This window comes from Pelolinea submarina (genome assembly GCF_003966975.1).
Taxonomy (GTDB): domain Bacteria; phylum Chloroflexota; class Anaerolineae; order Anaerolineales; family Anaerolineaceae; genus Pelolinea; species Pelolinea submarina.
Genome location: NZ_AP018437.1, coordinates 1,351,562 through 1,372,890 on the forward strand (window position 1 = coordinate 1,351,562; position 21,329 = coordinate 1,372,890).

The window sequence follows — 21,329 nt, forward strand, 5'->3', positions numbered from 1 at the left end:
TTACTCAGTTTATCCCAGGGCCACATCCAGAACCATCATGATGGTGAAGCCGATCATGGCTCCGGCGGTGGCAATGTCGGTGTTTTGGCCCTGCTCCGCTTCAGGGATCAATTCTTCAACGACCACGAAGATCATAGCGCCGGCCGCGAAAGCCAGCGCGTAGGGCAGCAGCTGGCGCATGGAAATAACAGCGGCTGCGCCGATCATGGCGCCCACGGGTTCCACGATAGCCGAAAGCTGGCCGTACCAAAAGCTCTTGCCGCGTGAAAGGCCCTCGCGGCGCAGCGGGGCGGAAATCGCCAGCCCTTCCGGAAAGTTTTGCAGACCAATGCCTAAAGCCAGCGCAACCGCGCCTGCCACGGTGGCGCCCGGAATGCCTACACCGGCCGCGCCGAAGGCTACACCGATAGCCATGCCTTCAGGAATGTTGTGCAGGGTGATAGCCAGCACCAGCAGGATGCTGCGCTGCCAGGAAGTCTTGATACCTTCGGCGGATGAAATCGGCAAGCCCATGTGCAGGTGGGGCAGCAGCCGGTCAATACTCCAAAGAACCACGCCGCCCATCATAAAACCGACAGCCGGCGGTATATAAGCGGGTAATCCCAGTGATGCCGAAATCTCGATGGAAGGCGCCAGTAGCGACCAGTAGCTGGCCGCGATCATAATACCGGCGGCAAATCCCAACATACCGTCCATTAACTTGCGATTAATTTCCTTCGAAAGAAAGACACCCGCTGCTCCCAGCGCGGTAACCCCCCAGGTAAAGGTTGTCGCAATCAAAGATTGGATGACAGGTGAAAATTGTTCAAAAAAGGCAACCATAAATTTCCTCTTTTATATATCTGTTTATATGAATTTTCTATAAATAATGCCCTAATTTTACTGTTTTTATTATAAGCATTGAGTTAGAGTATTTGAGATGGTATCCGAAAATTCTAACTGAGAAATTATTTGGACAGGATACCAGGATACGTTATTATAATTACTTGAATGAAATTAACTGGATTACAGGATTGAAATGAAAATAGGCTGTTTGTACATTGTAGCGACACCCATTGGCAACTATCAGGATATTACTTTGCGCGCGCTGCAAGTGCTGCGTGAGGCGGATGCGGTTGTTTGCGAGGAGTTCCGGCAGGGCAGTACGCTGCTAAAGAAATTGGATATTCCGGCAAAAGAACTGCTCCAGCTTAACGAGCATAATGAAAAAGAAAAAGCGCCGGAGCTGCTACAGTTGATGCTTTCCGGCAAGAAGCTGGCGCTGGTTTCCGACTGCGGGACGCCTGCTTTTGCCGATCCGGGTACTTACCTGGTAAAACTGGCCGGCGAATTCCAGGTTCCTGTCATTCCTGTTCCGGGTGTTTCCTCTTTAATGGCGCTTATTTCGGTTTCGCCCTTGTCAATGGACCGGTTCTATTTTGCCGGTTTTCTACCGCGCAAGACTGACCAGCGCCAATCCGAATTGAAAGCTTTGCTTGCGATGAATGTTCCGATTATTCTGATGGATACTCCCTACCGGCTGGAAAAACTCTTGCTGGAGATTCGACAGTCTTTTGGAAAGAACCGCCTGATCACCCTGGCGCTGGATTTAACCCTGGAAAGCGAAAAGATTTTGCATGGGACAATTAATGAAATCCTGCCGCAGATCAAGAACCGTAAAAGCGAGTTCATGTTGATTGTTTATTAAAATACATAAATTGTATGGAAAACCTAAGCATAAATAGTACGTATATGGTAGCAGACACACAAAATAAAGAGAATTTGAAAGGATTTATGTACGATGGATAATCGCAATTCCGGATGCCTCTCAGGGCTGCTCAAACTGTTCTTTTTGGACAAAATTTATGGCTGGTTTCAGCGCCGGTTTGGTTATGGCAGCGGATCCTGCATGGGCTGCGGCTGTGGCACAATCTTCCTGTTGATTTTTATTTGGATTTTCCTGTCGATCATATTCGGGACGGATTGGTTCCGTTTTTCTTTCTAAAACATTTATCGGAGGCCTTATGAAAAAAGCCAGAATTACCGCCTGCCTGCTGCTTTTACTCTTATTAAGCAGTTGCGGGCTGCCGGTTCGAATGATAGAGGTACGCGGTTCGGGCCAGGCTAAAATGGAATCTCGATACATTACCGGGATTCAATCGGTTGATCTAAACGGCATCGGCAAACTGGTTATTACACAGGGCAACAGAGAATCACTCGAGATTACCGCAGATGAAAATTTTCTGGAATATATCCAAAGTGATGTTTCTGGTAAAAATTTGTATCTGGGTGTGCGGGAGAATGTCAACCTTCAACCAACGAGAGATATCGTCTATCATTTAACCGTCAAACAATTGAATGCAGTTGAGACCAGCGGTCTTGGCAGCATTGAAATTAAGTCCCTGGAAACGGATGACTTGCATATCAATATCAGCGGGGCAGGCAATATCAACATCGCTGACCTGGCCGCGGATAAACTGGATATGGAGATCAGCGGGCTGGGCAACGTGAATATTGCCGGGAAGGTGACGGAACAAAATATTGGCATATCCGGTGCGGGTAATTATCAGGCTGATGATTTATACAGCCGTTCGGCAAAAGTGAAAATTTCCGGTACCGGCAGTGCCAAGATTTGGGCCGCGGATACATTGACCCTGGATTTGAGCGGCATGGGCAATGTGGATTATTACGGCGACCCGACCATAAATATGGATATCAGTGGAATGGGAAAAGTGAATTCCCTGGGAAGCAAATAAGGCAAAACATAAAAAAGCTCTGGCATGCCAGAGCTTTTCTCTTTATTCCGGATAAGCGGCCAGGCCGAGCGTTCCGGGCCCAAAGTGGGCCGCCAGCGATATGGATATTTCGCTAAAAATAGCTTCAGTGCAGTTCAGTTGGCAGATGACCTTTTCCATCAGTTCAATCCCGCTCTGTGGATCGTGGGCGTGCAGCACACCGATGATGATGCGCTGCCCATTGAACTTTTTTCTCATTTTTTCGATGAGCAGGTCGATGGACTTGTTGCGTGAACGGACTTTTTCGCCCATTTCCAACAGCCCATTTTTCAGTTCAATGATCGGCTTGACGTTTAACATGGAAGCCAGCGCAAACTGCAGGTGCTTGACGCGCCCGCTCATGCTGGCGAATTTCAGGGTGTCCACCGTGAAGACCAGCTCCATTTGCCGGCGAATAACATCCAGGCGGGCAAGGATATTTTCAATGGTCTTTCCGGCGCGGTCCATTTCGCGCGCTTCGCGCGCCATCATACCCATGCAAATGGTGCCGGAGGCTGAATCAAAGGGGATGATGTTCAATTCGCCTTTCAATTCCTCAACCGCTTTGCGCGCGGAGTCCATGGTGCCGGACAATTTTTCGGTTACGTGAATGGAAAGCACCGTATCCTCCGGCTTGGCGATTTTTCGGTAGAAATCCACGAATTGGTAAGGAGTGGGTTGGGAAGTGGAGGGCAATACATCCGAGGTTTCCATGATCCGGTAAAAATCATCATAATGGATGTCTATTCCCTGAAGGTAATTTTGGCCGTTGTGAATGATGTTAATTGGGATGAGATCGATATCGTATTTTTCCTGCCATCCGCTGGGCAGATCTCCCGCTGTATCCATTACAATCTTTAGCATAGATATTTTCCTTGTTCGTATTGATACTATTATTTTACATAATTAACCCCCGTGGAAATAAAGTAGTTTCGAAATAAATGCGTCAAGAAAATTTAATGCTGCGCTTATTCAATATAGAATCTCATATCATGAAATCTGATATCTTTTTCCTATTGTGAAAAAGATATCAGATCATTCACTAATTTTTAGGTCAGCTTCTCAAGCATGGAATCGATGACTGCGTCGCAATCTGCGTCGAGAACTACAGTTACCTTGTGATCAACATCAAATCCAAAATTCTCCGGGGGAAAGTCCATTGTCTGCGTCCAGACCCAGGTTTTACCCCGGCTGATTCCCTGAGTTTCCACTTTCAACGGGTACTGCTGCGTTTCAAATAATGATGGATTTATCATGTAAGCAATAGCGCTGGGATCATGCAGGTACATTCCGGGTTTGCCTAATGCTTTATGCGCGAATTCTACGTAAAGCGGAAGCACATTACTAATGTGCTGAGAGGTCTTTTTATTGGATTGTTCGAATCTGGCTATCTGGTCCTGTGACATTAAAATTTTATGGGTTACATCCAATCCTACCATAGTAATATCCCATCCAGCGCTAAAGACAATATCAGCAGCTTCGGGATCATTATAGATGTTCGCTTCTGAGGCTGGATTGATATTTCCCTGTACAAGTGCAGCCCCGCCCATCAGTACAACCCGTTTGACTTCATTTGCTATCTGAGGGCGCAGGCGGAGCGCGAGTGCGATATTGGAAAGCGGGCCAATGGGCACAAGAGAGATTTCACCCGGATGAGCCGCTACCTGCTCAACGATAAATTCTGCTGCGCTCTGATCAATAGGTTTTTTCTCTGGCGGCGGCAAATGGATGTTACCCTGACCATCTTCGCCATGAATATGCGGTACTGGGCCTGAGTAAGGTCTGTCCAATGGTTTTTTCGTCCCTTGCGCAACAGGAATATCGCTGCGGCCGGCAATTTCAAGCAAGCGCAGCGCGTTTTGAGTTGCCAGTTTGGTATCTACATTCCCAAATACTGAGGTCAATCCAACTACTTCGAGAGCCTCACTTTCAAGTGCGTAAAAAATCGCCAAAGTATCATCAACGCCAGGATCGGTGTCAATAATTATTTTTTCTGTCATTTGTCATACCTCCAGTTCTCTCCCAGACATTTTAATGATCTTATTCTGGAATAATAAATTCGAAATTTTAAAAAATGTCGTTTTTTTATTGAAAAAAAAGACAAGATTTTCCGAACAAGTTTGCAATCTATGCGGATATTTTTTTATTCGTCCAGTTCGACGTAAATACGCTTGTTAATCTTGCCTTTGCTTTTGTAATCCACCACGTGCATGCGGCCAACTTCCGAGGTGTTATGCACGTGCGTGCCGCCATCGGCCTGCAAGTCCAACCCAACGATTTCCACGGTGCGGACTTCCTTGATGCCCCCGGGCAGCAGGCTGATCTTGGTGCGGATCAGATCGGGAATTTGGAAAGCTTCCTCGCGCGGCAGGATGGCTACGCGGATGTCGCGCGCGGCGGCTACTTCCTTATTGACGGCCGCGTCGATCACATCGACCAGCTCGTGCGTCATGGATTCGAACTCGAAATCCATGCGGCCTTTCAGCGGTTCCATGTCGCCGCCGGTGACGTGCGCGCCGAAATCGCGGTAGATGGTGCCGCACAGGATGTGCATGGCGGTGTGGGTGCGCATGTTCTTATAGCGCAGGTCCCAGTCCAACACGCCGGTGACCGTGCTGCCCACTGCCGGCAGCGCATGGTCCGCTTCCACAATGTGCAGGACTCCGTTGGGACCATGTTTGGCCCGTACCAACGGGAATTCCTGCCCGTCGACCTTGAGCATGCCTTTATCGGCCACTTGGCCGCCGCCGCCCGGATAAAAAGCGGTTTGGTCGAGGATGACGGCATGCGCTTCTTCGTCCAGCGCCTGCACGGTAGCTTGAAATTCTTTTAAGTAACTGTCGGTTTGATAAAGTAATTTTGTCATAGGGTGTATACCTGCCTTCTCTATATTTTAGGAGATTTTTCCAATTTTGGCAGCATAAAGATGAACGGAATTGCCAGAAAAACCACCAGGCCGCCGATCAGGTAGGTGGTTTGCCCGCCCAATAGATCATACAGGAACCCGGTCAGGACGCCGATGATGGCGTTGAGGGCGGACAGGCTGGCCATGTAAATGCCGTTAGCCAGCGAGCGGTTCTGCGGAAAATGATCCTGGGCGATAGCCATGCAGACCGGCAGCATCATGGTGGTCGACACGCCGATCAGGCCCAGGTTGAGGGCTTGCGCTGCGCCGGTTGTGAAAACAAAGCCCAGCATGCCCAGGCCGGAAAACAGTACCGAGACCAGCAGTACAGGTTTGAAACCGTAACGGTCGTTGGCCAGGCCGCCCAGCACGACGCCCAGCACCCCGAAAGCTTGCAGGAAGCTCAGCGCAGCGCCGGAGAGCCATACCCCCGCGCCCCGTTCGCTCAGGTAGATGGGCAGGTAGATCTCCAACCCGGTCCGCAGCAGCGCGCGCATCAGCATGATCGCGCTGAGCGGCAGCATCACCGCCGCCAGGGCTTTGAAAGGGATACTCTGCCGGCTGTGTGCGGCGGCCGGGTGGTAAGGCTCGTCTTTAATTAGCAGGTTCAACAGCAGGGAGATCAGGATGCCGGCCAGCATCAGCCAGGGCGCCTTGGGTAATAACCCGGAGGCGATCACGGCTGTGATGATCAGCGGGCCCAGCATGACGCCCAATTCGCCGCCGACCAGCCAAAAGCTCATGCCCTTGCCGGTGCTCCTGCCGGAGTAGCCGCTCACCAGCGCGGGCAGGATGGCGTGCATCATGGCGGAGGAGATACCGGCCAGCAGGCAGTACAACATGGCAGTCTGGAGGCTGGGGGCGACAGCTAGCAGGCTGAGGAAGATGCCGCTGACGGCCGGGGCGTACAAGGCCAGTTTGCGCAGGTTGGAGCGGTCGGCCCAATGGCCGATAACGGGCTGCAGGATGGACGCGCCCTGAAACAGGAAGGGTAGCAGGCTGGCCTGTACTTTCACCAGGGCAAAACTGTCGATCAGGTAGGGCAGCAGGGGGGAGATAAAGCCGGAATAGGTATCGTTGATGGCGTGTGCGCTGGAGACGCTGGCCGCTTTAAACGCCTGGAACTCGTCCGCGGCCTGGGGTATGCTGTCATCCGTGATGGCAGGCTGCAAATTCGATGAATGAAAACTGGCCACAGGCTTCCCTTGATTCGATGCGTTTCCGGTTGGAAGGATAAAAAAACCTATTATAACTCTGCGCGCAGATACGCGCGGGAAGGAAAACCCTTTATGAGAATTCTTTTAGTGCGTCATCTTTTGCTTGGGCATCAATAATATGAAGGGCAGTGCCAGGAAACTGACTAAACCGCCAATCATAAATGAGGTTTGTCCGCCCAGGTGATCGTACAGGAACCCGCTCAATATACCGGTCAGCGCTGTGATACCGAACATCAGCGCCAGATAGATGCCGTTGGCCAGCGAGCGGTTCTGGGGGAAGAATTCCTGCACGGTAGCCATGGCGACCGGCATGAGCATCAACAGGGCGATGCCCAGAATTGCCAGCGAGGCCACGCGCAGCAATCCGTCTGAATAGACGAACAGCAGCATACCGCTGCTGGACAGCACGATGGAAGCCATCATCACGAATTTATAGCCAAAGCGATCCTTGCCCATGCCGCCCAGTGCGATACCGACCAGGCCGAAGATCTGCATGATGCTGACGGATGCGCCTGAGAGCCACACGCCCGCACCGGCTTCGGTCAGGTAAACCGGCAGGTAGTTGGAGATGGAGCTGCGCAGCAGCGAGTTCATCAGGATCAATCCGCCCAACGGCAGCATGAAGCGCAGCAATTCGCGCGTAGGGATGGCTTTGTGCTGGCCGTCGTGCTGGACCGGATGCGGTTCATTGCGGAAGAAGATGTTCAACAGGATAGACACCAGGATACCGGCGATCATCAGCCAGGGGGTGGCTGTGGTGGAATAGGTTGCTACTACTGCTGTGATGACCAACGGGCCAACGATGAAACCGATGTCGCCGGCCGACATCCAGAAGCTGATGCCCTTGCCGATGTGCTTACCGGTGTACGATCCCAGCAGGGCTGGCAGGATGGCGTGCATGGCGGCAGACGAAACACCTGCCAGGATGCAGTATAGCAGCGCGATGGGAAAGGTCGAAGCGTTCCCCAGCAGGCTGAGGAAGATACCGGTCACAGCCGGGGCGAACAGCGCGACCTTGCGCAGGTCGTAGCGGTCGGCCAGGTGGCCGATCAGGGGCTGCAGGATGGATAAACCCTGGAAGAAGAACAGGAACAGGCTGGCCTCAACCTTCATCAGGGATAGGTTGGTGATCAAAAATGGGATCAGCGGGGAAACAAACCCGGAATAGGTATCGTTGGTGAGGTGCGCGCAGGAGATCAGGATGGTTTTCAGTAGGGGAAATTCACCGACTTCCTTTTCAGCGGAGATTTGCTCTTGGGTTAGCGCCTGGGCGTCTTGCGGGTATGGGTTGGCCAATTTGATTCCTTGAAACTGAGATGGGGTGAGAATAGTGAGTATTATACTTGACCGCCTTGCTTATTACAAATTACCCCAATATCTTAATCATTTGTAATACAAAAATCCATTGACGTATCGACAATTTCAGAATAAAATCTACAAACTATCTAATCAATCATTAAAGGAGGCAGAAATATGATCAATAAAGTTTTTCTTATCAGAACAGAATACAACCGGCCTCCTGTATTTAATTAAATAGCTTAGAAGCTTAATTAACCGCAGGAGAGCAAAAGCCCTGCGGTTTTTTTATTTTCCCCTTATTTTCATTAACCCCCAAACCCCGTAGAGGCTGTCGGAAGCGCATTGTTGGCGTTTCCAGGTGGGTGAGTACTATCTCATCAGGACTTATCAATCATCGTGGAGTAAAAATGCTTTCTAAAATCAAAGCGACATACCGCAAATTTAGCCGAAATTTCTGGCTGCTCATGTTCGTTTCATTTGTCGATATGCTGGGCGGATCGCTGGTATTCCCCTTCTTTTCGCTGTACCTGACTCAGAAATTTAACGTCGGAATGACCCAGGTGGGCACCATGTTCCTGGTTTGGGCGCTGACCTCCGGTGTGATTGGCAATGTGTTGGGCGGGGCGATGGCCGACCGCTTTGGGCGCAAGACCAATATGATCTTCGGCTTGATTGCCAGCGCGACCTCAGCCCTGCTGATGGTTGTGATTAAGAACATCGTAGTGTTCTACATTGCTATTGCCATCGTAGGTATCTTTGAGGATATTGCCGGTCCGGCTCGTCAAGCTATGATCGCGGATTTGGTACCTGAAGAACTGCGCGGAGATGCCTTCGGCATGTTCCGCATCGTCTTCAATTTATCCGCTACCATCGGCCCGGCTATCGGCGGATTTATGGCCAGCCGCTCTTTCGAGCTGTTGTTCTTCGCGGATGTGGTTATCAGTCTGTTGGTCGCGGTATTTGTATTCATCTATTTGCCGGAAACCCGGCCGCAAAGTGCTCGCAAAGAAACCGCCAGGGAAGAATCTTTCCGGGAAACCTTGCAGGGATATGGACAGGTACTGCGGGATAAGGTCTTTATGGCCTTCATCTTCGTGTCCATCCTGTCAACGTTGATGTACTTTAACATGAACAGCTCCATGTCGGTGTACATGGTCAATTCCCTTGGGTTCTCATCCGGGCAGTTCGGTTACATGCTGAGCCTGAACGCTTTCATGGTGGTGGTGCTGCAAATGTTGTTCACGCGCCTGACGGCCAAGTGGAAGCCCATGCTGGCAATTGCCTTTGGCAACGTGCTGTACGTGATCGGTTTCACCATGTTCGGGTTCATTGCTTCATATAACTATTACCTGAGCGCCATGGTGATCATCACGATAGGCGAAATGATTTACGCGCCGAAAGAGCAGGCTATCGTGGCGGATTTCGCGCCGGAAGACATGCGCGGACGTTATATGGCCATACGCTCCTTTGCCTGGATCATCCCGGTAGCCTTCGGGCCGTTGGGAGCGGGCCTGATCATGGACAACCTTGATCCGCGCCTGTTGTGGTTCGTGGCCGGAGGCGTCGGGATGCTATCGGTGATCGGTTTTCTAATCCTGCATTTCAAGGTTGGGGCGCTGATTGAAAGCCGTCTATATAGTGCCGGTAGGGAAGAAGAACTACTCGTCGAGTCTCTGGCTGAGGCCGAAAAACCGCTGCTGACATCGGAATGACGCGAGTGGGAATAAAGATTTGATAATTTGCCGTTTCTTTATAAGAAATGTGCTTGACCTGTTTAGGAGGAGAAATGTCAACTAACGAAGTAGAGCAGGTGCGGGAAGTGCTGGGGCATTTCCAGGACCTGTATCTGGCGCGCGACGCCGTGCGTTTGGATGAAGCCATGCGTTTGTTTGCCGATAACAATGAAGTGGAAATGATCGGAATCGGCGCGCAGAAACGCGGCGGCCCGGAGTGGTTCCAGGGGCGGCAGCAGATCCGCGATATCATCGCCGGAGATTGGCAGTATTGGGGCGAGGTGCAGTTTGACGTGCCGGGTGCACGCATTACATGCATGGGCGAAACAGCCTGGCTGACTGCCAGTGGGAAGTTAATCCAAACGGTGGAGCATGCCGAGGCTATGGAGCAATACCTTCAGCAGATGCGTGAGATGCTGGATGTCATGCGCGGTAATCATAATAAAGCCGATATGGTCATGATGGAGGTTATCCATTTTGGCCTGCGCCGGCTGCGGGAATGGTCGTTGGGGACGGGTTATGCCTGGCCGCTGGTTTTCAGTGCGGTGCTTGTTCACGAGAATGAACAATGGAAATTTCATACACTGCATTGGGCCATGCCTGTAGATTAATCCATCGAAATTTGTTTATACTGATTAAGCGGATTTGTAACAGAATCCGCTTAAATCCGTTATAGAAAGTAGATATATGCCGCAGTCCGATCAATCAGGCAGTGAAACACTGTTAATTCAGGAAGCCATTGCGGGAAATAAGGAAGCTTTTGGCCGTCTATATGAAAAATATGCGGGCCAAATCTTCAGCTACCTGTTTTATCGGACCGGAGAACACCATACAGCTATGGATATGATGGAAACGGTATTTCTAAAAGCTTGGGAAAACCTGCCGAATTTTGGCGAGAAAGGGCGCGGCATGAATTTCCGCGCCTGGTTATACCGCATGGCGCACAATGCCATGGTGGATTATCACCGCAGTCACAAGCCGGAGATCGGCCTGGAAATATTGGCGGAACAACCCGATCATCTGCCGCATGCAGCAAAATTGGTTGAAATAGCGGAAGCCCAGGAATATCTAATGGGTCGGCTGGAAAAATTGGACGATGTTTCCCGTCAAGTATTGGTACTGCGTTTTTATGCGGAAATGAGCCCCAAAGAAATATCGCAAATCATGGGTATTTCTGAGGGCAATGTGCGCGTGGTCCAATATCGGGCTTTAAAGAAGATGCGAGATTTAATGGGTGATGATAATGAATGAAAAAAGGAAAGCTGCCATTGTTGACCGCTGCCTGGCGCAGGTCCAAGACGGAAAGCTTACAGTAGAAGAATGCTTGCGTCGTTATCCGCAGCTATCCGGTGAGTTGACTTCGGCTTTTCACCTTTTAAATGCATTCCACACCGCTGAAGAGAACAATCTGCTCCAGCAGGAATTGCGCGAAACGAAGGTGAGATTGTTGAACCAATTACCGGAACGGCCATCCGTTGTAACAAATTCGCGCCCAAATCGTTATACATGGCAAACAGACAAACGGAGGTTTGCTATGACTTGGGTAATTATTATTACCACCTTACTGACCATGGTAACCGGAACTGGCGTTGTGTACGCGTCCGGCGAAGCCCTTCCGGGAGACACACTATATCCCGTGAAAAACCTGACCGAGAATGTACAGTTAGCATTGGCTTCTGATGAGGGCGATGCCCAACTGACTTTACATCTCATCCAGACTCGCATGGAAGAGATGCAGGAATTGATGGCGCAAGGCCGCGAGGATGACCTCGATGAAGCTGCGTCCGGTTATGAGAAACAGACCAAAGCCATGACGCAGCTTCTGGCGGCTGTTCAAGCGCAGGATCCGGATGAAGCCATCCGTCTGCGCACCGAATTGGAACAGCAGCTGCAGGATCAAGCCCGCCAGATGCAGTCGTTGCTGGAGGATGAAGAGACAACCAACGGCGACCAGACGCGCACGCAATTGCAGGAAATGCTGCAAACCAACACCCAAACCAGGCTGCGTATCAATCAAACGGTAGAAGATGTATCGGATGAAGAAGTACCGGATGAGGGCGGCGATTTGCCCGAAGGCGAGGATCTGACCGCAGAGACTGTTGACGATGCCGCCGAGACGACCGGAAATGGCGCCCAAGTGCGCAGCAGCGAATTCATCAACGCCAGCGGTGATAGCCAGAATGCTACCTTTACGTTCCAGGTTGCGAATGCCGAACAATTGGGTGTATACGCAGAAATTGGTGGCGCACGCTATGCCTGCTCAGCGGATGGCGACACGGTAACGTGCAATATCCCCAACGCGACAGAGAAAGGCACCCTGAATCTCTTCTGCCTGAAAGATAATAGCTTCTTGTACTCCTATGATTACGATTATGATTGGCTGGGGACTAAAGAAGCGGGTTCCGGCAGCGAGAATGGCCAGGCGCAGCAGGGCGGCGGTACTGCCACTACCGATGGAGATGAAGGCGGCCAGGGTGGTTCAGGCAAAGGTGGCAAGTAGCCTTCTAAAAGTACAGATATAAACCAGATGATTAAACGGCTGTGAAGGCAACTTCACAGCCGTTTTTTTAAATAAAGAGCGACCAATAAACTTGTTGAAGTATTGCTTTTTTTTGGTGTAGGCTTCGAAATCCCGCGCTAAGCTGCGGCAGGTGTTCAGCCAACATTTTAGATCTGGTCAAGTTTGACCAGTCCATATTTAATAGCCAGGACTGCCGCCTGTGTTCTGGTTGTCACTTCCAATTTTTTAAAAATACTTTTTGTGTAATTGCGAATGGTACCTTCCGACAGGAATAATTGCTCAGCCACATCGGCATTGGATAATCCGTGCGCGATCAGCACGAGAATTTCCCTCTCTCGTTCGGTCAAATCAAAATCACGTGGGCTTTCGATGTAATCAGTGGTGGATCGGGCTTGTTTGATCACTTTTTTTGTTACTTTGGGATCGATATAGGCATTGCCTTTCATGGTTCCCTTAATGGCTTGGATAAGCTGGTCGGGGGGCAGGTCTTTTAGGAGATAACCTTCAGCTCCTGCTTGCAGCGCGTCAAAAACCCATTCATCGTCATCGTATGTCGTAAGCGCCAGGACGTGAATATTGGGAAAATCACGCCGGATGTTGCGTGTGGCGATGATACCGTTCATAACGGGCATCTTTAAATCGAGCAGGATAAGATCCGGGTCCAGATTTGCCAGCAATTCGATCAGTTCGGCCCCGTTATTTGCATATCCGATTACTTTAATTTCGGGATCGGATTCGATGATCTTGCGCAGCCCTTCGATGACGATTAATTGATCGTCGCACAAAATTACTTTTATCACATCAAACTCCAAATTCAACCCGTATGGCAGTACCCTGATGAGGGTTTGTCTCCATAAAGAATGATCCTCCGGCTTCCGCGGCCCTTTCGCGCATGCCTTTAATTCCCATGCGCTCATTATTCTTGATGAGTTCCTGATCAAAACCACAGCCATCGTCTGAGATTTCCAGGGTTAGGACCTGGTTCTCATACTGTAATTTTAATTGAATTGATTTGGCATCAGCGTGGCGGATGATATTCTCCAATGCTTCCTGTGCGATCCTATAAATTGCCTCTTCTTTTCTTTCAGAGAGGATTGGAAGGGATTCTGAGATGAAGGCAGAAGTGGCATAATTTCCACGAGAAGCAGTGTCCTGCAGCAGCTTTTTTAAAGCCGTAACCAATCCAAGGTCTTCCAAATGCCTTACCCGCAGATCATTCAGTGCCCGTCGTGTTTCATCCAGCCCCCTGCGTGAATTATCAATTAACTGATCCAGTGAATGATTCAATTCCTTATCTCCGGGATCAACGGATAACTTGAGTGCTTCCAGAGTAAGCACCTGGCTGCTTAAGGTATGGGCCAGGGTATCATGCAGATCCCGCGCCAGGCGGTTGCGTTCGCGGCTGACGGCCAGCTGCTCCAGGGTGTGGGCGTGTTCGCTTAAAATAACATTGGCTTCCATCAGCCTTCTTCTTTGCGTTCGTTGAGTTTTGGTCAACAGGCTGACGATGGTACCCACCATACCCAGAGCGATGGAGCGCAGAATGGGTACGCCGATGAACGGAATCACTTGTAGTGTTTCCGTTCCTGCGCTGAGGAAAATGAAAGGCAAGTCATATAAGGCAGTGAGAACGACCACCGAGAGTGTAAAAGCAAGAGAATACTGCCAGGCTACCAGGACGATCGGGACAATAAAGATTGGAAAAAGTATCCAACTTCGGAAGATGATATCCGTCAATGGATCATTTATCTGCAGCGGCCATATTGATGCACTGGAAAAAATCGGTCCCAACGTGGCGATTGACAACGAAATGGGTAAGAATAATTTTTTTGTTCTGCGTTCCAGCCACCCCCAATACAAAATTCCCAATAAAAGTAAGAAGATTACAGAATTGGATAAGTAAAGCAGGCTTAGCGCGGAAATTAACTTGCCGGTCGTGGCGAAGATATACAGGTAGTTCCCAAGAAAATAACAGATAGCAAATTTGCAATAGTTCCGAAAAATCCGTAAAAGCCCCGGTTCGATTACCCGCTCATCCATATCATCATATTACCACTTTCAACTTTAAACCTGCCATGTCCCAAATGGGAGGCGGGCGGGTGGCATTCGCCATATTGTGTAATGGCGGTTGGGTATTCGAGAAGTGGCATTCCAAATCTGGGTTAAAAACACCGATTCTTCTATCATCTTGTTTGATGGAGAAAATCGAATAGTCATGGACGAACCTATCGTTTACATACAAGATTTGTGCAAAAAATATAACGCAAAAAAAGAAGAATTTGCGCTCGAATCCCTGAACCTGTCAATCAACCGCGGCACTTTGTTCGGCTTGATTGGCCCGGACGGCGCCGGAAAATCGACCACCTTGCGGATTTTAGCGACCATTATCTCACCCACTTCAGGAAAGGCCAGTGTCAACGGGTTTGACGTCCAGACCGAAGTGGAAAAGGTGCGCGGACAGATAGGGTATATGCCTCAAAATTTCAGCCTGTACCAGGATCTGAGCGTGATTGAGAACCTCAATTTCTTCGCCGAAATCCAGCGCATGCCGCTTGACCAGCGCCATGAACGTATCGAACGCATGCTGGCATTTACTCATTTGGGGCAGTTCCAGCACCGCCGGGCACGCAACCTCTCCGGCGGCATGAAGAAAAAACTGGCCCTGGCTTGCGCGTTGGTCCACAACCCGCGCGTGTTGATATTGGATGAACCTTCCACCGGCGTGGATCCTGTATCACGCCGCGAGCTTTGGGAAATTCTGGCTTCTGTGGTCGAGGACGGGGTGACGGTTATAGTCAGCACGCCTTATATGGATGAGGCTGAACGCTGCCACAAAGCGGCCATCCTCTATCATGGTCAGGTGATCGCCAACGGTTCAACCTCCGACTTGCGCCTGAGCTTGCCCTTTGACATATTGGAAGTGAAGGCCAAGCCGCGTAAAGCGGCGAGACAATTGATCTCAACGCTGGATGGAATTTATGACTGGCGGCCGGTGGGGGATGCTTTCCGCATTACTGTTGAAAAATCACTCACCGACAAGGTTCTGGCTGAATTGCAAAAAGAATTGGATGCGCAAGCGCTGGATACGCGCCTGCTGCGGCAGACAACGCCCTCCATGGAGGATGTCTTCGTTTATCAGGCCGGTATTTCAAGAGGCAATCATGAATCACTATGAAAATGCAATAGAGACATTCGGACTGACTAAGAAGTTCGGCGATTTTACAGCCGTTAATTCCGTTGATTTTTACATCCCCAAGGGGGAGATTTTCGGCCTGTTGGGGCCAAATGGCGCCGGCAAAACCACTACCATCCGCATGTTATGCGGGATTATCGCACCCAGCGAGGGTAAAGGTTTTGTGCTGGGATGGGATATTGCTCAGGACGCGGAATCGATCAAGCAAAACATTGGCTATATGTCGCAAAAGTTCTCCCTGTATCACGATTTGACCTGCCGCGAGAATATTCGGTTCTACGCCAGTATCTACCGCGTGCCGGCGGATGAACAATCCGCGCGTGTGGAGAGCCTCATCGATGAGTTGGGCTTGCGGGAAATTGCTAATGAACAGGTACGCGAACTTCCGGGAGGGTGGCGGCAGCGCGTCGCCCTGGCCTGCGCGGTCGTGCACAACCCGCCTATGCTTTTCCTGGACGAACCCACTGCGGGTGTGGACCCGATTGCGCGGCGCGAGTTTTGGGACTTTATCTATGGACTGGCCGGGCAGGGCGTCAGTATCCTGGCTACCACCCATTATATGGACGAGGCCGAGTTCTGCAACAAGGTCGGCATGATGTATAACGGCCGTCTAATCAAAATCGCCAGTCCGGATACCATCAAGTCGGAGGTACCCGGTTTTTTGCTGTCGATTGAATGCAACCGGCCGGGGAAAGCGGAAAAATTTCTGCGATCCCAATCCAATGTCCTGGAAGTCTCTTTACATGGCGCCCAGCTGCACGCTTTGCTGGCTAAAGAGGAAATCAAGAATGCCATATTGAAAGGCTTGAAAAAAGAAGGCGTGGAAGTCATGCATTATGAGTTCATTCAACCTTCGCTGGAAGACGTGTTTATTTCCATGATTGAAGAACAGGCATCTGAGGAAATTTCCGAGTAGATGAAGAACTGGAGTTAAGAATGGATAGATTTTTAACAATTGTTAAGAAAGAATTCAGGCATATTTACCGCGACCCGCGGACCATGGCTCTGATCCTGCTGCTGCCTGCGCTTTTGCTGCTGCTGTTGGGCTTTGGTGTTTCAGGCGAGTCGAAGGAAATTCCACTGGCAGTAGTGGATTATTCCCGTACGGAAGAAAGCCGGGCTTATATTGACTATTACACAAACGGTGAGGATTTTGCCTATGTTTACTCGGCTTCCAGCGAGGAAGAACTACTGGACCTGATCCATCGCGACAAGGTGAAGGTTGGCATGCTTATACCGGAGGATTTCGGGCGTATGATCGCGACCAACGAGTCCACGCAGGTACAGCTATATATCAACGGTTCCGCCGACCCGAGCGACATTGAGACAATCCAATTAAAACTTGCCGCCATATCACAAATGGCTTCCCAGAATATTCTGGTCAAGCAGCTGGAGGTGAGCGGCTTGTCCGGGTCGTTCAGTATGCCCATCGACACCAATATCAAGATGCTCTATAACCCCAACCGGGAGAGCAAGATGTATATGATCCCGGGCTTGATCCCCATTGTCCTGCAGGTTCAATTGCTCTTGCTTTCCGCGTTAGCCATCGTAAAAGAGAAAGAGCAGGGAACCATGGAACAACTGATCGTTACGCCCATTAAGGGGTGGGAGTTGATGCTGGGAAAGATCGTACCCTACATGGTTGTCGCGCTGGTCAATATTATCGGCTTGATTTGGGTGGGAAGTTGGATCTTCGGCGTGCAGATGCAAGGCAGCTTTCTCGAATTGGTCGGATTGAGCATGATCTTCAGCATTGGATCGCTGGGCATCGGCGTACTGATCTCCAATTTATCCGACTCGCAAATGCAGGCCATTTACCTGGCAGTATTCATCGTGATGATTCCGGCCATTATCTTATCCGGTCTTATGATCCCCCGCGATGGTATGCCGCCATTTACCTATTGGTTCAGTGAATTGATGCCGGTAACGTATTTCCTGGAAATCACGCGCGGCATCATGCTTAAGGGAGTGAGCGGGTTTTACATGTGGGATTCAATTTGGCCGATGCTTTTATTGAGCGTGGTTTATTTCGCGGCCAGTGTTTTTACCTTCAAAAAGAAAATTTAAATTCGAAAGAATAATAAGGAGCATGTGATGAAAAACAAAAAAACTATGCTGATTATTTCAGTGGTTGTAATTGGGCTGCTGGCCGCTGCCTGCGGCGGCTTGAACCAAAATGGAGAGGCGCTTTCAGCTTCCGGTACGATCTCATCGACCAGTGTGAATATCGCGCCTGAAGTGAGCGGAAAGATTGCCGAAGTGGCGGCCCAAGAAGGCGATGAAGTACAGAAGGGTGATTTACTCTTCCGCGTGGAAGACGACCTGCTGCAGTCGCAATATGACCAGGCGGAAGCCTCCCGCAAAGTAGCCGAGATGGCCGTCCAGGCTGCAGAAGACCAATTGGCGACCGCCAAGATACAGTATGACCTGGTGGCACAGCAAGCCCAATCGGCCATGCCGGATTATTACCAGACGACCTGGGATAAATCACCCTTGGATGAATTCGACCGCCCGGCCTGGTATTTCACCCAGTCGGAGGAAATTACAGCTGCCCAAAACGTGGTGGCGGATGCACAAACCAAGTTGGACGCGAAGTTGAAGGAAATGGATAAGGTCCTGGCGGATGCCAATAATGCGGGTTTTGTTGACCTGGAAAAACGGTTGGCTAATGCGCAGTACACCCTGCGGGCAGCCGACAGCACCCTGGAGATTGCCAAAGACGCTGCGGACAACGATGCGTTAGAGGAAAATGCTCAGGATCAATACGACCTGGCCTTGGCCGACCTGGAAAATGTGCAAAAAGAATACGACCAGGCACTGAACACGACCGCCGCTGAAGACGTGTTGGACGCGCGTGCGGCTGCGGCTGTGGCACAGGTTCAACTCGACAACGCACGTAATTTGCTGGCTGAGGTACAGGTGGGCAGTGATTCTCTGCAAGTCCAATCCGCTGCCGCGGCGGTACAACAAGCTCAAAGCGCGCTGGATCAGGCTCAGGCAAATTTGTCAGCGGCGGAAGCCAATGTAAAAACCCTGAATATTCAACTGGAAAAGACGAAGGTGTACGCGCCCATCAGCGGTGTCGTTTTATTGAAGAATTTGGAAGAGGGTGAGTTGGTGAACGCCGGCAGCCAGGTTATGAAGGTTGGGAACCTGGATGAAGTCAAAGTTACTGTATATATTCCCGAGGACCAATATGGTTTGATCAATCTTGGACAGGATGTAGTGGTCACGGTGGATTCCTTCCCGGAGAAATCCTATACGGGTAAGGTGGCTTATATTTCGGATGAGGCTGAGTTTACTCCCAGCAATGTGCAGACGGTGGAGGGCCGTAAGTCCACTGTGTTTGCGGTAGAGATCACCCTTCCGAACCCCGATCATGATCTGAAATCAGGCATGCCGGCAGACGTTAAATTTATCCAGTAGTTTACCGATAATTTCCTAAAAATAATAAAAGCGCACTGGTTTACCCGGTGCGCTTTTCGATGACACTATTCGTGATCTTAATCTTTGGGGAACAACAAGAATACTGCAACAGCCATAGTTACCAGGCCGATTATCCGGCGTGAATCCAGCGGGATGGGATCCAGACCGCCCCAACCGCGGGCGTCAGCCAGCGCGCCGAACGCCATTTGCCCCAGAATGATGGCGGCCAAACCGGCTGATAATCCGGCAATGGATATGGAATAAGCGACGCCCATAATAATAAAAATACCCAAAGCACCGGCTAAAAGCGTCAAGTTAAATGAAGCAGGAGTGATCTTAACCGAATCAAATCCTTTGATTAAGCCGATCCCCAGGATAAATAATCCGGCAAGACCACCGCCGAGAATATTAGTCCAAAAACCTGTGTTGATTGGCCCGATGAGTTCTCCTGCTCGATTGCTGCACATGGATTGGACAGCGATGATTAAGCCGGTGGCTGTGGCAGTAATACCGCCGATGACGATAAGATTCTTCATAGATCCTCCTGGGGAATCAAAATGGTTATACGAGTTGGGAAATTCTACCAGTGAATAAACCAATCCTGATCATGAGTAATCCCCGGTATTTTGTGCAGAGCAAAAGCAATTTACAACGAAAAGAAGATCGCAGCCTTGTTTAAGATTAATCCACATTTTTGCCGGATTGTTATGCAAAAGAATAATTAGAAAAAAATATGATTGCCTTATACAAATAGAAAATAGTGTAATATTTAATAAATAAAGGGAATTAACATCTCGCTTATTTATCGGTTTCTGGGAAGATGAGTAATGAAATTTAAACAATCGCATTTAATAAGCATTGTATTTGTCATACTGGTACTGGGTTTTATCATAACCAGTTATCTAAGCTATTCCGTTACAAAGAACTATATCCTGGAAAGTGCCGAAACGGAAACACTACCTTTGATCAGTGACAATATCTATTCAGAGATCAAAGAGGATTTGATCGATCCTGTCAATATCTCTTCACTGATGGCAAATGACGCGTTCCTGATCAGCTGGGTAACAAGTGGGGAAAAGGATTTGGCTAAAATCCAGGAATATTTAGGATTGATTGGAAGGAAATATGGTTTCACATCGACGTTTTTCGTGTCCGAAAAAACACATCATTATTATTACTCCGATGGAATCTTGAAAACAATCTCAGAAGACGATGCACACGACGTTTGGTATTTTGACTTTATCAAAATGGATAAAATGGTTGATTTGGATATCGATAACGACGAAGCAAAAAATGGCCTTCTGACTGTCTTTATCAACCACCGTCTTGAAAAAGAAGATGGGACTTTGCTGGGCGTAACCGGTGTTGGGCTGCAGCTAACCGAGATCGCGGAACATCTTAGCCATTATGAAGATTTGTACCATCACAAGATTTATATCGTTGATCAAACCGGATTAATTCAGATTGACTCGGAGAGAAATCGTATCGAAACCGTAAATATTACTGAACTATACGGCATCAGAGATGTCAGCAGAGAAATCCTCTCTGCTGATAAAGAAGTGATAATTGTTGAGTACCGGGATGAAAAAGGATTAAAAACGATTTCTGTCCGTTATATTCCGGAGTTCGATTGGTACCTGATTGTAGAAAAAGACCAGGAATCTTCGCTGGCCGGCGCCAAAAGTTCAATGGTCCGTAATTTCATTATTGGCGGATTTATTGCGTTGTTGATCTCACTGGTGATCAATGGCATCATGAAACGCTATAACAAACGGTTGGAACAGCAAGCCACCTCGGATGATTTGACACAGCTGTTAAACCGGCGCGCATTCATGGAAAACCTGACCAGAGAGGTTTCCTCCCAAAACCGGTATGGGTACTCGTCTGCCATTATGATGATAGATGTTGATGATTTTAAATCTATCAACGATCATTTCGGCCATATTGCGGGAGATACCATCCTGGTTGAAATTGTCAATCTAATCAAGGAGACTCTGCGCAGCAGTGACCTGATGGGGCGGTGGGGTGGTGATGAGTTCATTGTTTACCTGACGCAAGTGGATCATGAAAAGGCAGAACTGATTGCGGAGCGAATTTGCGAAAAAGTTGAGCAAACTGAATTTTCCATTGGCAATCTGCAAATAAATCGTACGGTGAGTATCGGGATATCCTTCCTTGACCCATTGATCATCGATGTAGATGATGAAATAAGCAGAGCAGATGACGCGCTTATGAAAAGCAAGAAGCGCGGCAAAAACCACATTGAGATCGCTAAATAAAAT

General features: G+C 49.5%; 21 protein-coding genes. 12 read left to right on the forward strand and 9 right to left on the reverse strand.

All coding sequences use genetic code 11. The annotated features are described in order from the left end of the window. Positions 1–9: 9 nt before the first annotated feature. Positions 10–822 carry a ZIP family metal transporter gene (locus tag Pelsub_RS05990; RefSeq protein WP_116224634.1) on the reverse strand — a complete coding sequence of 271 codons (813 nt, stop codon included), beginning with the start codon at positions 820–822 and terminating at the stop codon, positions 10–12. A gap of 196 nt (positions 823–1,018) precedes the next feature. Here Pelsub_RS05990 and rsmI point away from each other — a divergent pair, with 196 nt between their 5' ends. The 3 genes from rsmI (at position 1,019) to Pelsub_RS06005 (ending at position 2,735) form a co-directional block, all read left to right on the forward strand. Continuing rightward, positions 1,019–1,687 carry a 16S rRNA (cytidine(1402)-2'-O)-methyltransferase gene (rsmI, locus tag Pelsub_RS05995; protein ID WP_116224633.1) on the forward strand — a complete coding sequence of 223 codons (669 nt, stop codon included), beginning with the start codon at positions 1,019–1,021 and terminating at the stop codon, positions 1,685–1,687. A gap of 93 nt (positions 1,688–1,780) precedes the next feature. Continuing rightward, the gene (locus tag Pelsub_RS06000; protein ID WP_116224632.1) at positions 1,781–1,984 is read left to right on the forward strand and encodes a hypothetical protein; all 204 of its coding nucleotides are present in this window, start codon (positions 1,781–1,783) and stop codon (positions 1,982–1,984) included. A 19-nt stretch (positions 1,985–2,003) separates the two neighbouring features. Continuing rightward, the gene (locus Pelsub_RS06005; protein WP_116224631.1) at positions 2,004–2,735 is read left to right on the forward strand and encodes a head GIN domain-containing protein; all 732 of its coding nucleotides are present in this window, start codon (positions 2,004–2,006) and stop codon (positions 2,733–2,735) included. Between the two features lie 42 nt (positions 2,736–2,777). On the opposite strand, the gene Pelsub_RS06010 is transcribed toward Pelsub_RS06005, so the two are convergent. The 5 genes from Pelsub_RS06010 to Pelsub_RS06030 all read right to left on the reverse strand — a co-directional run bounded on the left by Pelsub_RS06010 (position 2,778) and on the right by Pelsub_RS06030 (position 8,171). Next, on the reverse strand, positions 2,778–3,617 hold the full coding sequence (locus Pelsub_RS06010) for a DegV family protein (RefSeq protein WP_116224630.1): 840 nt from the start codon (positions 3,615–3,617) through the stop codon (positions 2,778–2,780). A 185-nt stretch (positions 3,618–3,802) separates the two neighbouring features. After that, positions 3,803–4,753: a nucleoside hydrolase gene (locus tag Pelsub_RS06015; RefSeq protein ID WP_116224629.1), complete on the reverse strand. Its 951-nt coding sequence runs from the start codon at positions 4,751–4,753 to the stop codon at positions 3,803–3,805. A gap of 143 nt (positions 4,754–4,896) precedes the next feature. Then, the gene (locus tag Pelsub_RS06020) at positions 4,897–5,619 is read right to left on the reverse strand and encodes an alanyl-tRNA editing protein (RefSeq protein WP_116224628.1); all 723 of its coding nucleotides are present in this window, start codon (positions 5,617–5,619) and stop codon (positions 4,897–4,899) included. A gap of 20 nt (positions 5,620–5,639) precedes the next feature. Continuing rightward, a complete protein-coding gene (locus Pelsub_RS06025; RefSeq protein WP_158675001.1) occupies positions 5,640–6,854 on the reverse strand; it encodes an MFS transporter in 1,215 nt (404 codons plus the stop codon). A 105-nt stretch (positions 6,855–6,959) separates the two neighbouring features. Beyond that, the gene (locus Pelsub_RS06030; RefSeq protein WP_158675002.1) at positions 6,960–8,171 is read right to left on the reverse strand and encodes an MFS transporter; all 1,212 of its coding nucleotides are present in this window, start codon (positions 8,169–8,171) and stop codon (positions 6,960–6,962) included. Between the two features lie 410 nt (positions 8,172–8,581). Between Pelsub_RS06030 and Pelsub_RS06035 the strand changes: the two genes are divergently transcribed. The 4 genes from Pelsub_RS06035 (at position 8,582) to Pelsub_RS06050 (ending at position 12,407) form a co-directional block, all read left to right on the forward strand. Continuing rightward, the gene (locus tag Pelsub_RS06035; RefSeq protein WP_116224625.1) at positions 8,582–9,886 is read left to right on the forward strand and encodes an MDR family MFS transporter; all 1,305 of its coding nucleotides are present in this window, start codon (positions 8,582–8,584) and stop codon (positions 9,884–9,886) included. Positions 9,887–9,960: 74 nt separating this feature from the next. Continuing rightward, on the forward strand, positions 9,961–10,518 hold the full coding sequence (locus tag Pelsub_RS06040; RefSeq protein ID WP_158675003.1) for a nuclear transport factor 2 family protein: 558 nt from the start codon (positions 9,961–9,963) through the stop codon (positions 10,516–10,518). A gap of 76 nt (positions 10,519–10,594) precedes the next feature. Then, a complete protein-coding gene (locus tag Pelsub_RS06045) occupies positions 10,595–11,158 on the forward strand; it encodes an RNA polymerase sigma factor (RefSeq protein ID WP_116224623.1) in 564 nt (187 codons plus the stop codon). Then, the gene (locus Pelsub_RS06050; protein WP_116224622.1) at positions 11,151–12,407 is read left to right on the forward strand and encodes a DUF5667 domain-containing protein; all 1,257 of its coding nucleotides are present in this window, start codon (positions 11,151–11,153) and stop codon (positions 12,405–12,407) included. Before Pelsub_RS06045 ends, Pelsub_RS06050 begins: the two co-directional genes overlap by 8 nt. Before the next feature lie 167 nt (positions 12,408–12,574). On the opposite strand, the gene Pelsub_RS06055 is transcribed toward Pelsub_RS06050, so the two are convergent. Then, positions 12,575–13,228: a response regulator gene (locus Pelsub_RS06055; RefSeq protein ID WP_116225030.1), complete on the reverse strand. Its 654-nt coding sequence runs from the start codon at positions 13,226–13,228 to the stop codon at positions 12,575–12,577. A 1-nt stretch (position 13,229) separates the two neighbouring features. Continuing rightward, positions 13,230–14,468, reverse strand: coding sequence for a sensor histidine kinase (locus Pelsub_RS06060; RefSeq protein WP_116224621.1), 1,239 nt, complete (start codon positions 14,466–14,468; stop codon positions 13,230–13,232). A 175-nt stretch (positions 14,469–14,643) separates the two neighbouring features. On the opposite strand from Pelsub_RS06060, the gene Pelsub_RS06065 reads away from it, so the two are divergent. Genes Pelsub_RS06065 through Pelsub_RS06080 form a run of 4 tightly spaced genes read left to right on the forward strand, consistent with a single transcriptional unit; the run spans position 14,644 to position 19,047 of the window. Beyond that, positions 14,644–15,603 (forward strand): ABC transporter ATP-binding protein, encoded by a 960-nt coding sequence (locus Pelsub_RS06065; RefSeq protein ID WP_116224620.1) that lies wholly within the window; start codon positions 14,644–14,646, stop codon positions 15,601–15,603. Further along, complete coding sequence (locus tag Pelsub_RS06070) at positions 15,590–16,537, forward strand: ABC transporter ATP-binding protein (protein ID WP_116224619.1); 948 nt, start codon at positions 15,590–15,592, stop codon at positions 16,535–16,537. The genes Pelsub_RS06065 and Pelsub_RS06070 overlap by 14 nt, the downstream gene beginning before the upstream one ends. A 20-nt stretch (positions 16,538–16,557) precedes the next feature. After that, positions 16,558–17,688: an ABC transporter permease gene (locus Pelsub_RS06075; protein ID WP_116224618.1), complete on the forward strand. Its 1,131-nt coding sequence runs from the start codon at positions 16,558–16,560 to the stop codon at positions 17,686–17,688. 27 nt (positions 17,689–17,715) lie between these two features. Then, positions 17,716–19,047, forward strand: coding sequence for an HlyD family secretion protein (locus tag Pelsub_RS06080; protein WP_116224617.1), 1,332 nt, complete (start codon positions 17,716–17,718; stop codon positions 19,045–19,047). A gap of 77 nt (positions 19,048–19,124) precedes the next feature. Here Pelsub_RS06080 and Pelsub_RS06085 read toward each other — a convergent pair whose 3' ends face one another. After that, a complete protein-coding gene (locus Pelsub_RS06085) occupies positions 19,125–19,583 on the reverse strand; it encodes a DMT family transporter (protein WP_116224616.1) in 459 nt (152 codons plus the stop codon). Between the two features lie 291 nt (positions 19,584–19,874). Between Pelsub_RS06085 and Pelsub_RS06090 the strand changes: the two genes are divergently transcribed. Beyond that, a complete protein-coding gene (locus tag Pelsub_RS06090; protein WP_116224615.1) occupies positions 19,875–21,326 on the forward strand; it encodes a sensor domain-containing diguanylate cyclase in 1,452 nt (483 codons plus the stop codon). Positions 21,327–21,329: the final 3 nt, after the last annotated feature.

Bases quoted from the DNA above. Each gene is read 5' to 3' on its own strand.
- Pelsub_RS05990 (WP_116224634.1), bottom strand. From the start codon at position 822: ATGGTTGCCTTTTTTGAACAATTTTCACCTGTCATCCAATCTTTGATT.
- rsmI (WP_116224633.1), top strand. From the start codon at position 1,019: ATGAAAATAGGCTGTTTGTACATTGTAGCGACACCCATTGGCAACTAT.
- Pelsub_RS06000 (WP_116224632.1), top strand. From the start codon at position 1,781: ATGGATAATCGCAATTCCGGATGCCTCTCAGGGCTGCTCAAACTGTTC.
- Pelsub_RS06005 (WP_116224631.1), top strand. From the start codon at position 2,004: ATGAAAAAAGCCAGAATTACCGCCTGCCTGCTGCTTTTACTCTTATTA.
- Pelsub_RS06010 (WP_116224630.1), bottom strand. From the start codon at position 3,617: ATGCTAAAGATTGTAATGGATACAGCGGGAGATCTGCCCAGCGGATGG.
- Pelsub_RS06015 (WP_116224629.1), bottom strand. From the start codon at position 4,753: ATGACAGAAAAAATAATTATTGACACCGATCCTGGCGTTGATGATACT.
- Pelsub_RS06020 (WP_116224628.1), bottom strand. From the start codon at position 5,619: ATGACAAAATTACTTTATCAAACCGACAGTTACTTAAAAGAATTTCAA.
- Pelsub_RS06035 (WP_116224625.1), top strand. From the start codon at position 8,582: ATGCTTTCTAAAATCAAAGCGACATACCGCAAATTTAGCCGAAATTTC.
- Pelsub_RS06040 (WP_158675003.1), top strand. From the start codon at position 9,961: ATGTCAACTAACGAAGTAGAGCAGGTGCGGGAAGTGCTGGGGCATTTC.
- Pelsub_RS06045 (WP_116224623.1), top strand. From the start codon at position 10,595: ATGCCGCAGTCCGATCAATCAGGCAGTGAAACACTGTTAATTCAGGAA.
- Pelsub_RS06050 (WP_116224622.1), top strand. From the start codon at position 11,151: ATGAATGAAAAAAGGAAAGCTGCCATTGTTGACCGCTGCCTGGCGCAG.
- Pelsub_RS06060 (WP_116224621.1), bottom strand. From the start codon at position 14,468: ATGGATGAGCGGGTAATCGAACCGGGGCTTTTACGGATTTTTCGGAAC.
- Pelsub_RS06065 (WP_116224620.1), top strand. From the start codon at position 14,644: ATGGACGAACCTATCGTTTACATACAAGATTTGTGCAAAAAATATAAC.
- Pelsub_RS06070 (WP_116224619.1), top strand. From the start codon at position 15,590: ATGAATCACTATGAAAATGCAATAGAGACATTCGGACTGACTAAGAAG.
- Pelsub_RS06075 (WP_116224618.1), top strand. From the start codon at position 16,558: ATGGATAGATTTTTAACAATTGTTAAGAAAGAATTCAGGCATATTTAC.
- Pelsub_RS06080 (WP_116224617.1), top strand. From the start codon at position 17,716: ATGAAAAACAAAAAAACTATGCTGATTATTTCAGTGGTTGTAATTGGG.
- Pelsub_RS06085 (WP_116224616.1), bottom strand. From the start codon at position 19,583: ATGAAGAATCTTATCGTCATCGGCGGTATTACTGCCACAGCCACCGGC.
- Pelsub_RS06090 (WP_116224615.1), top strand. From the start codon at position 19,875: ATGAAATTTAAACAATCGCATTTAATAAGCATTGTATTTGTCATACTG.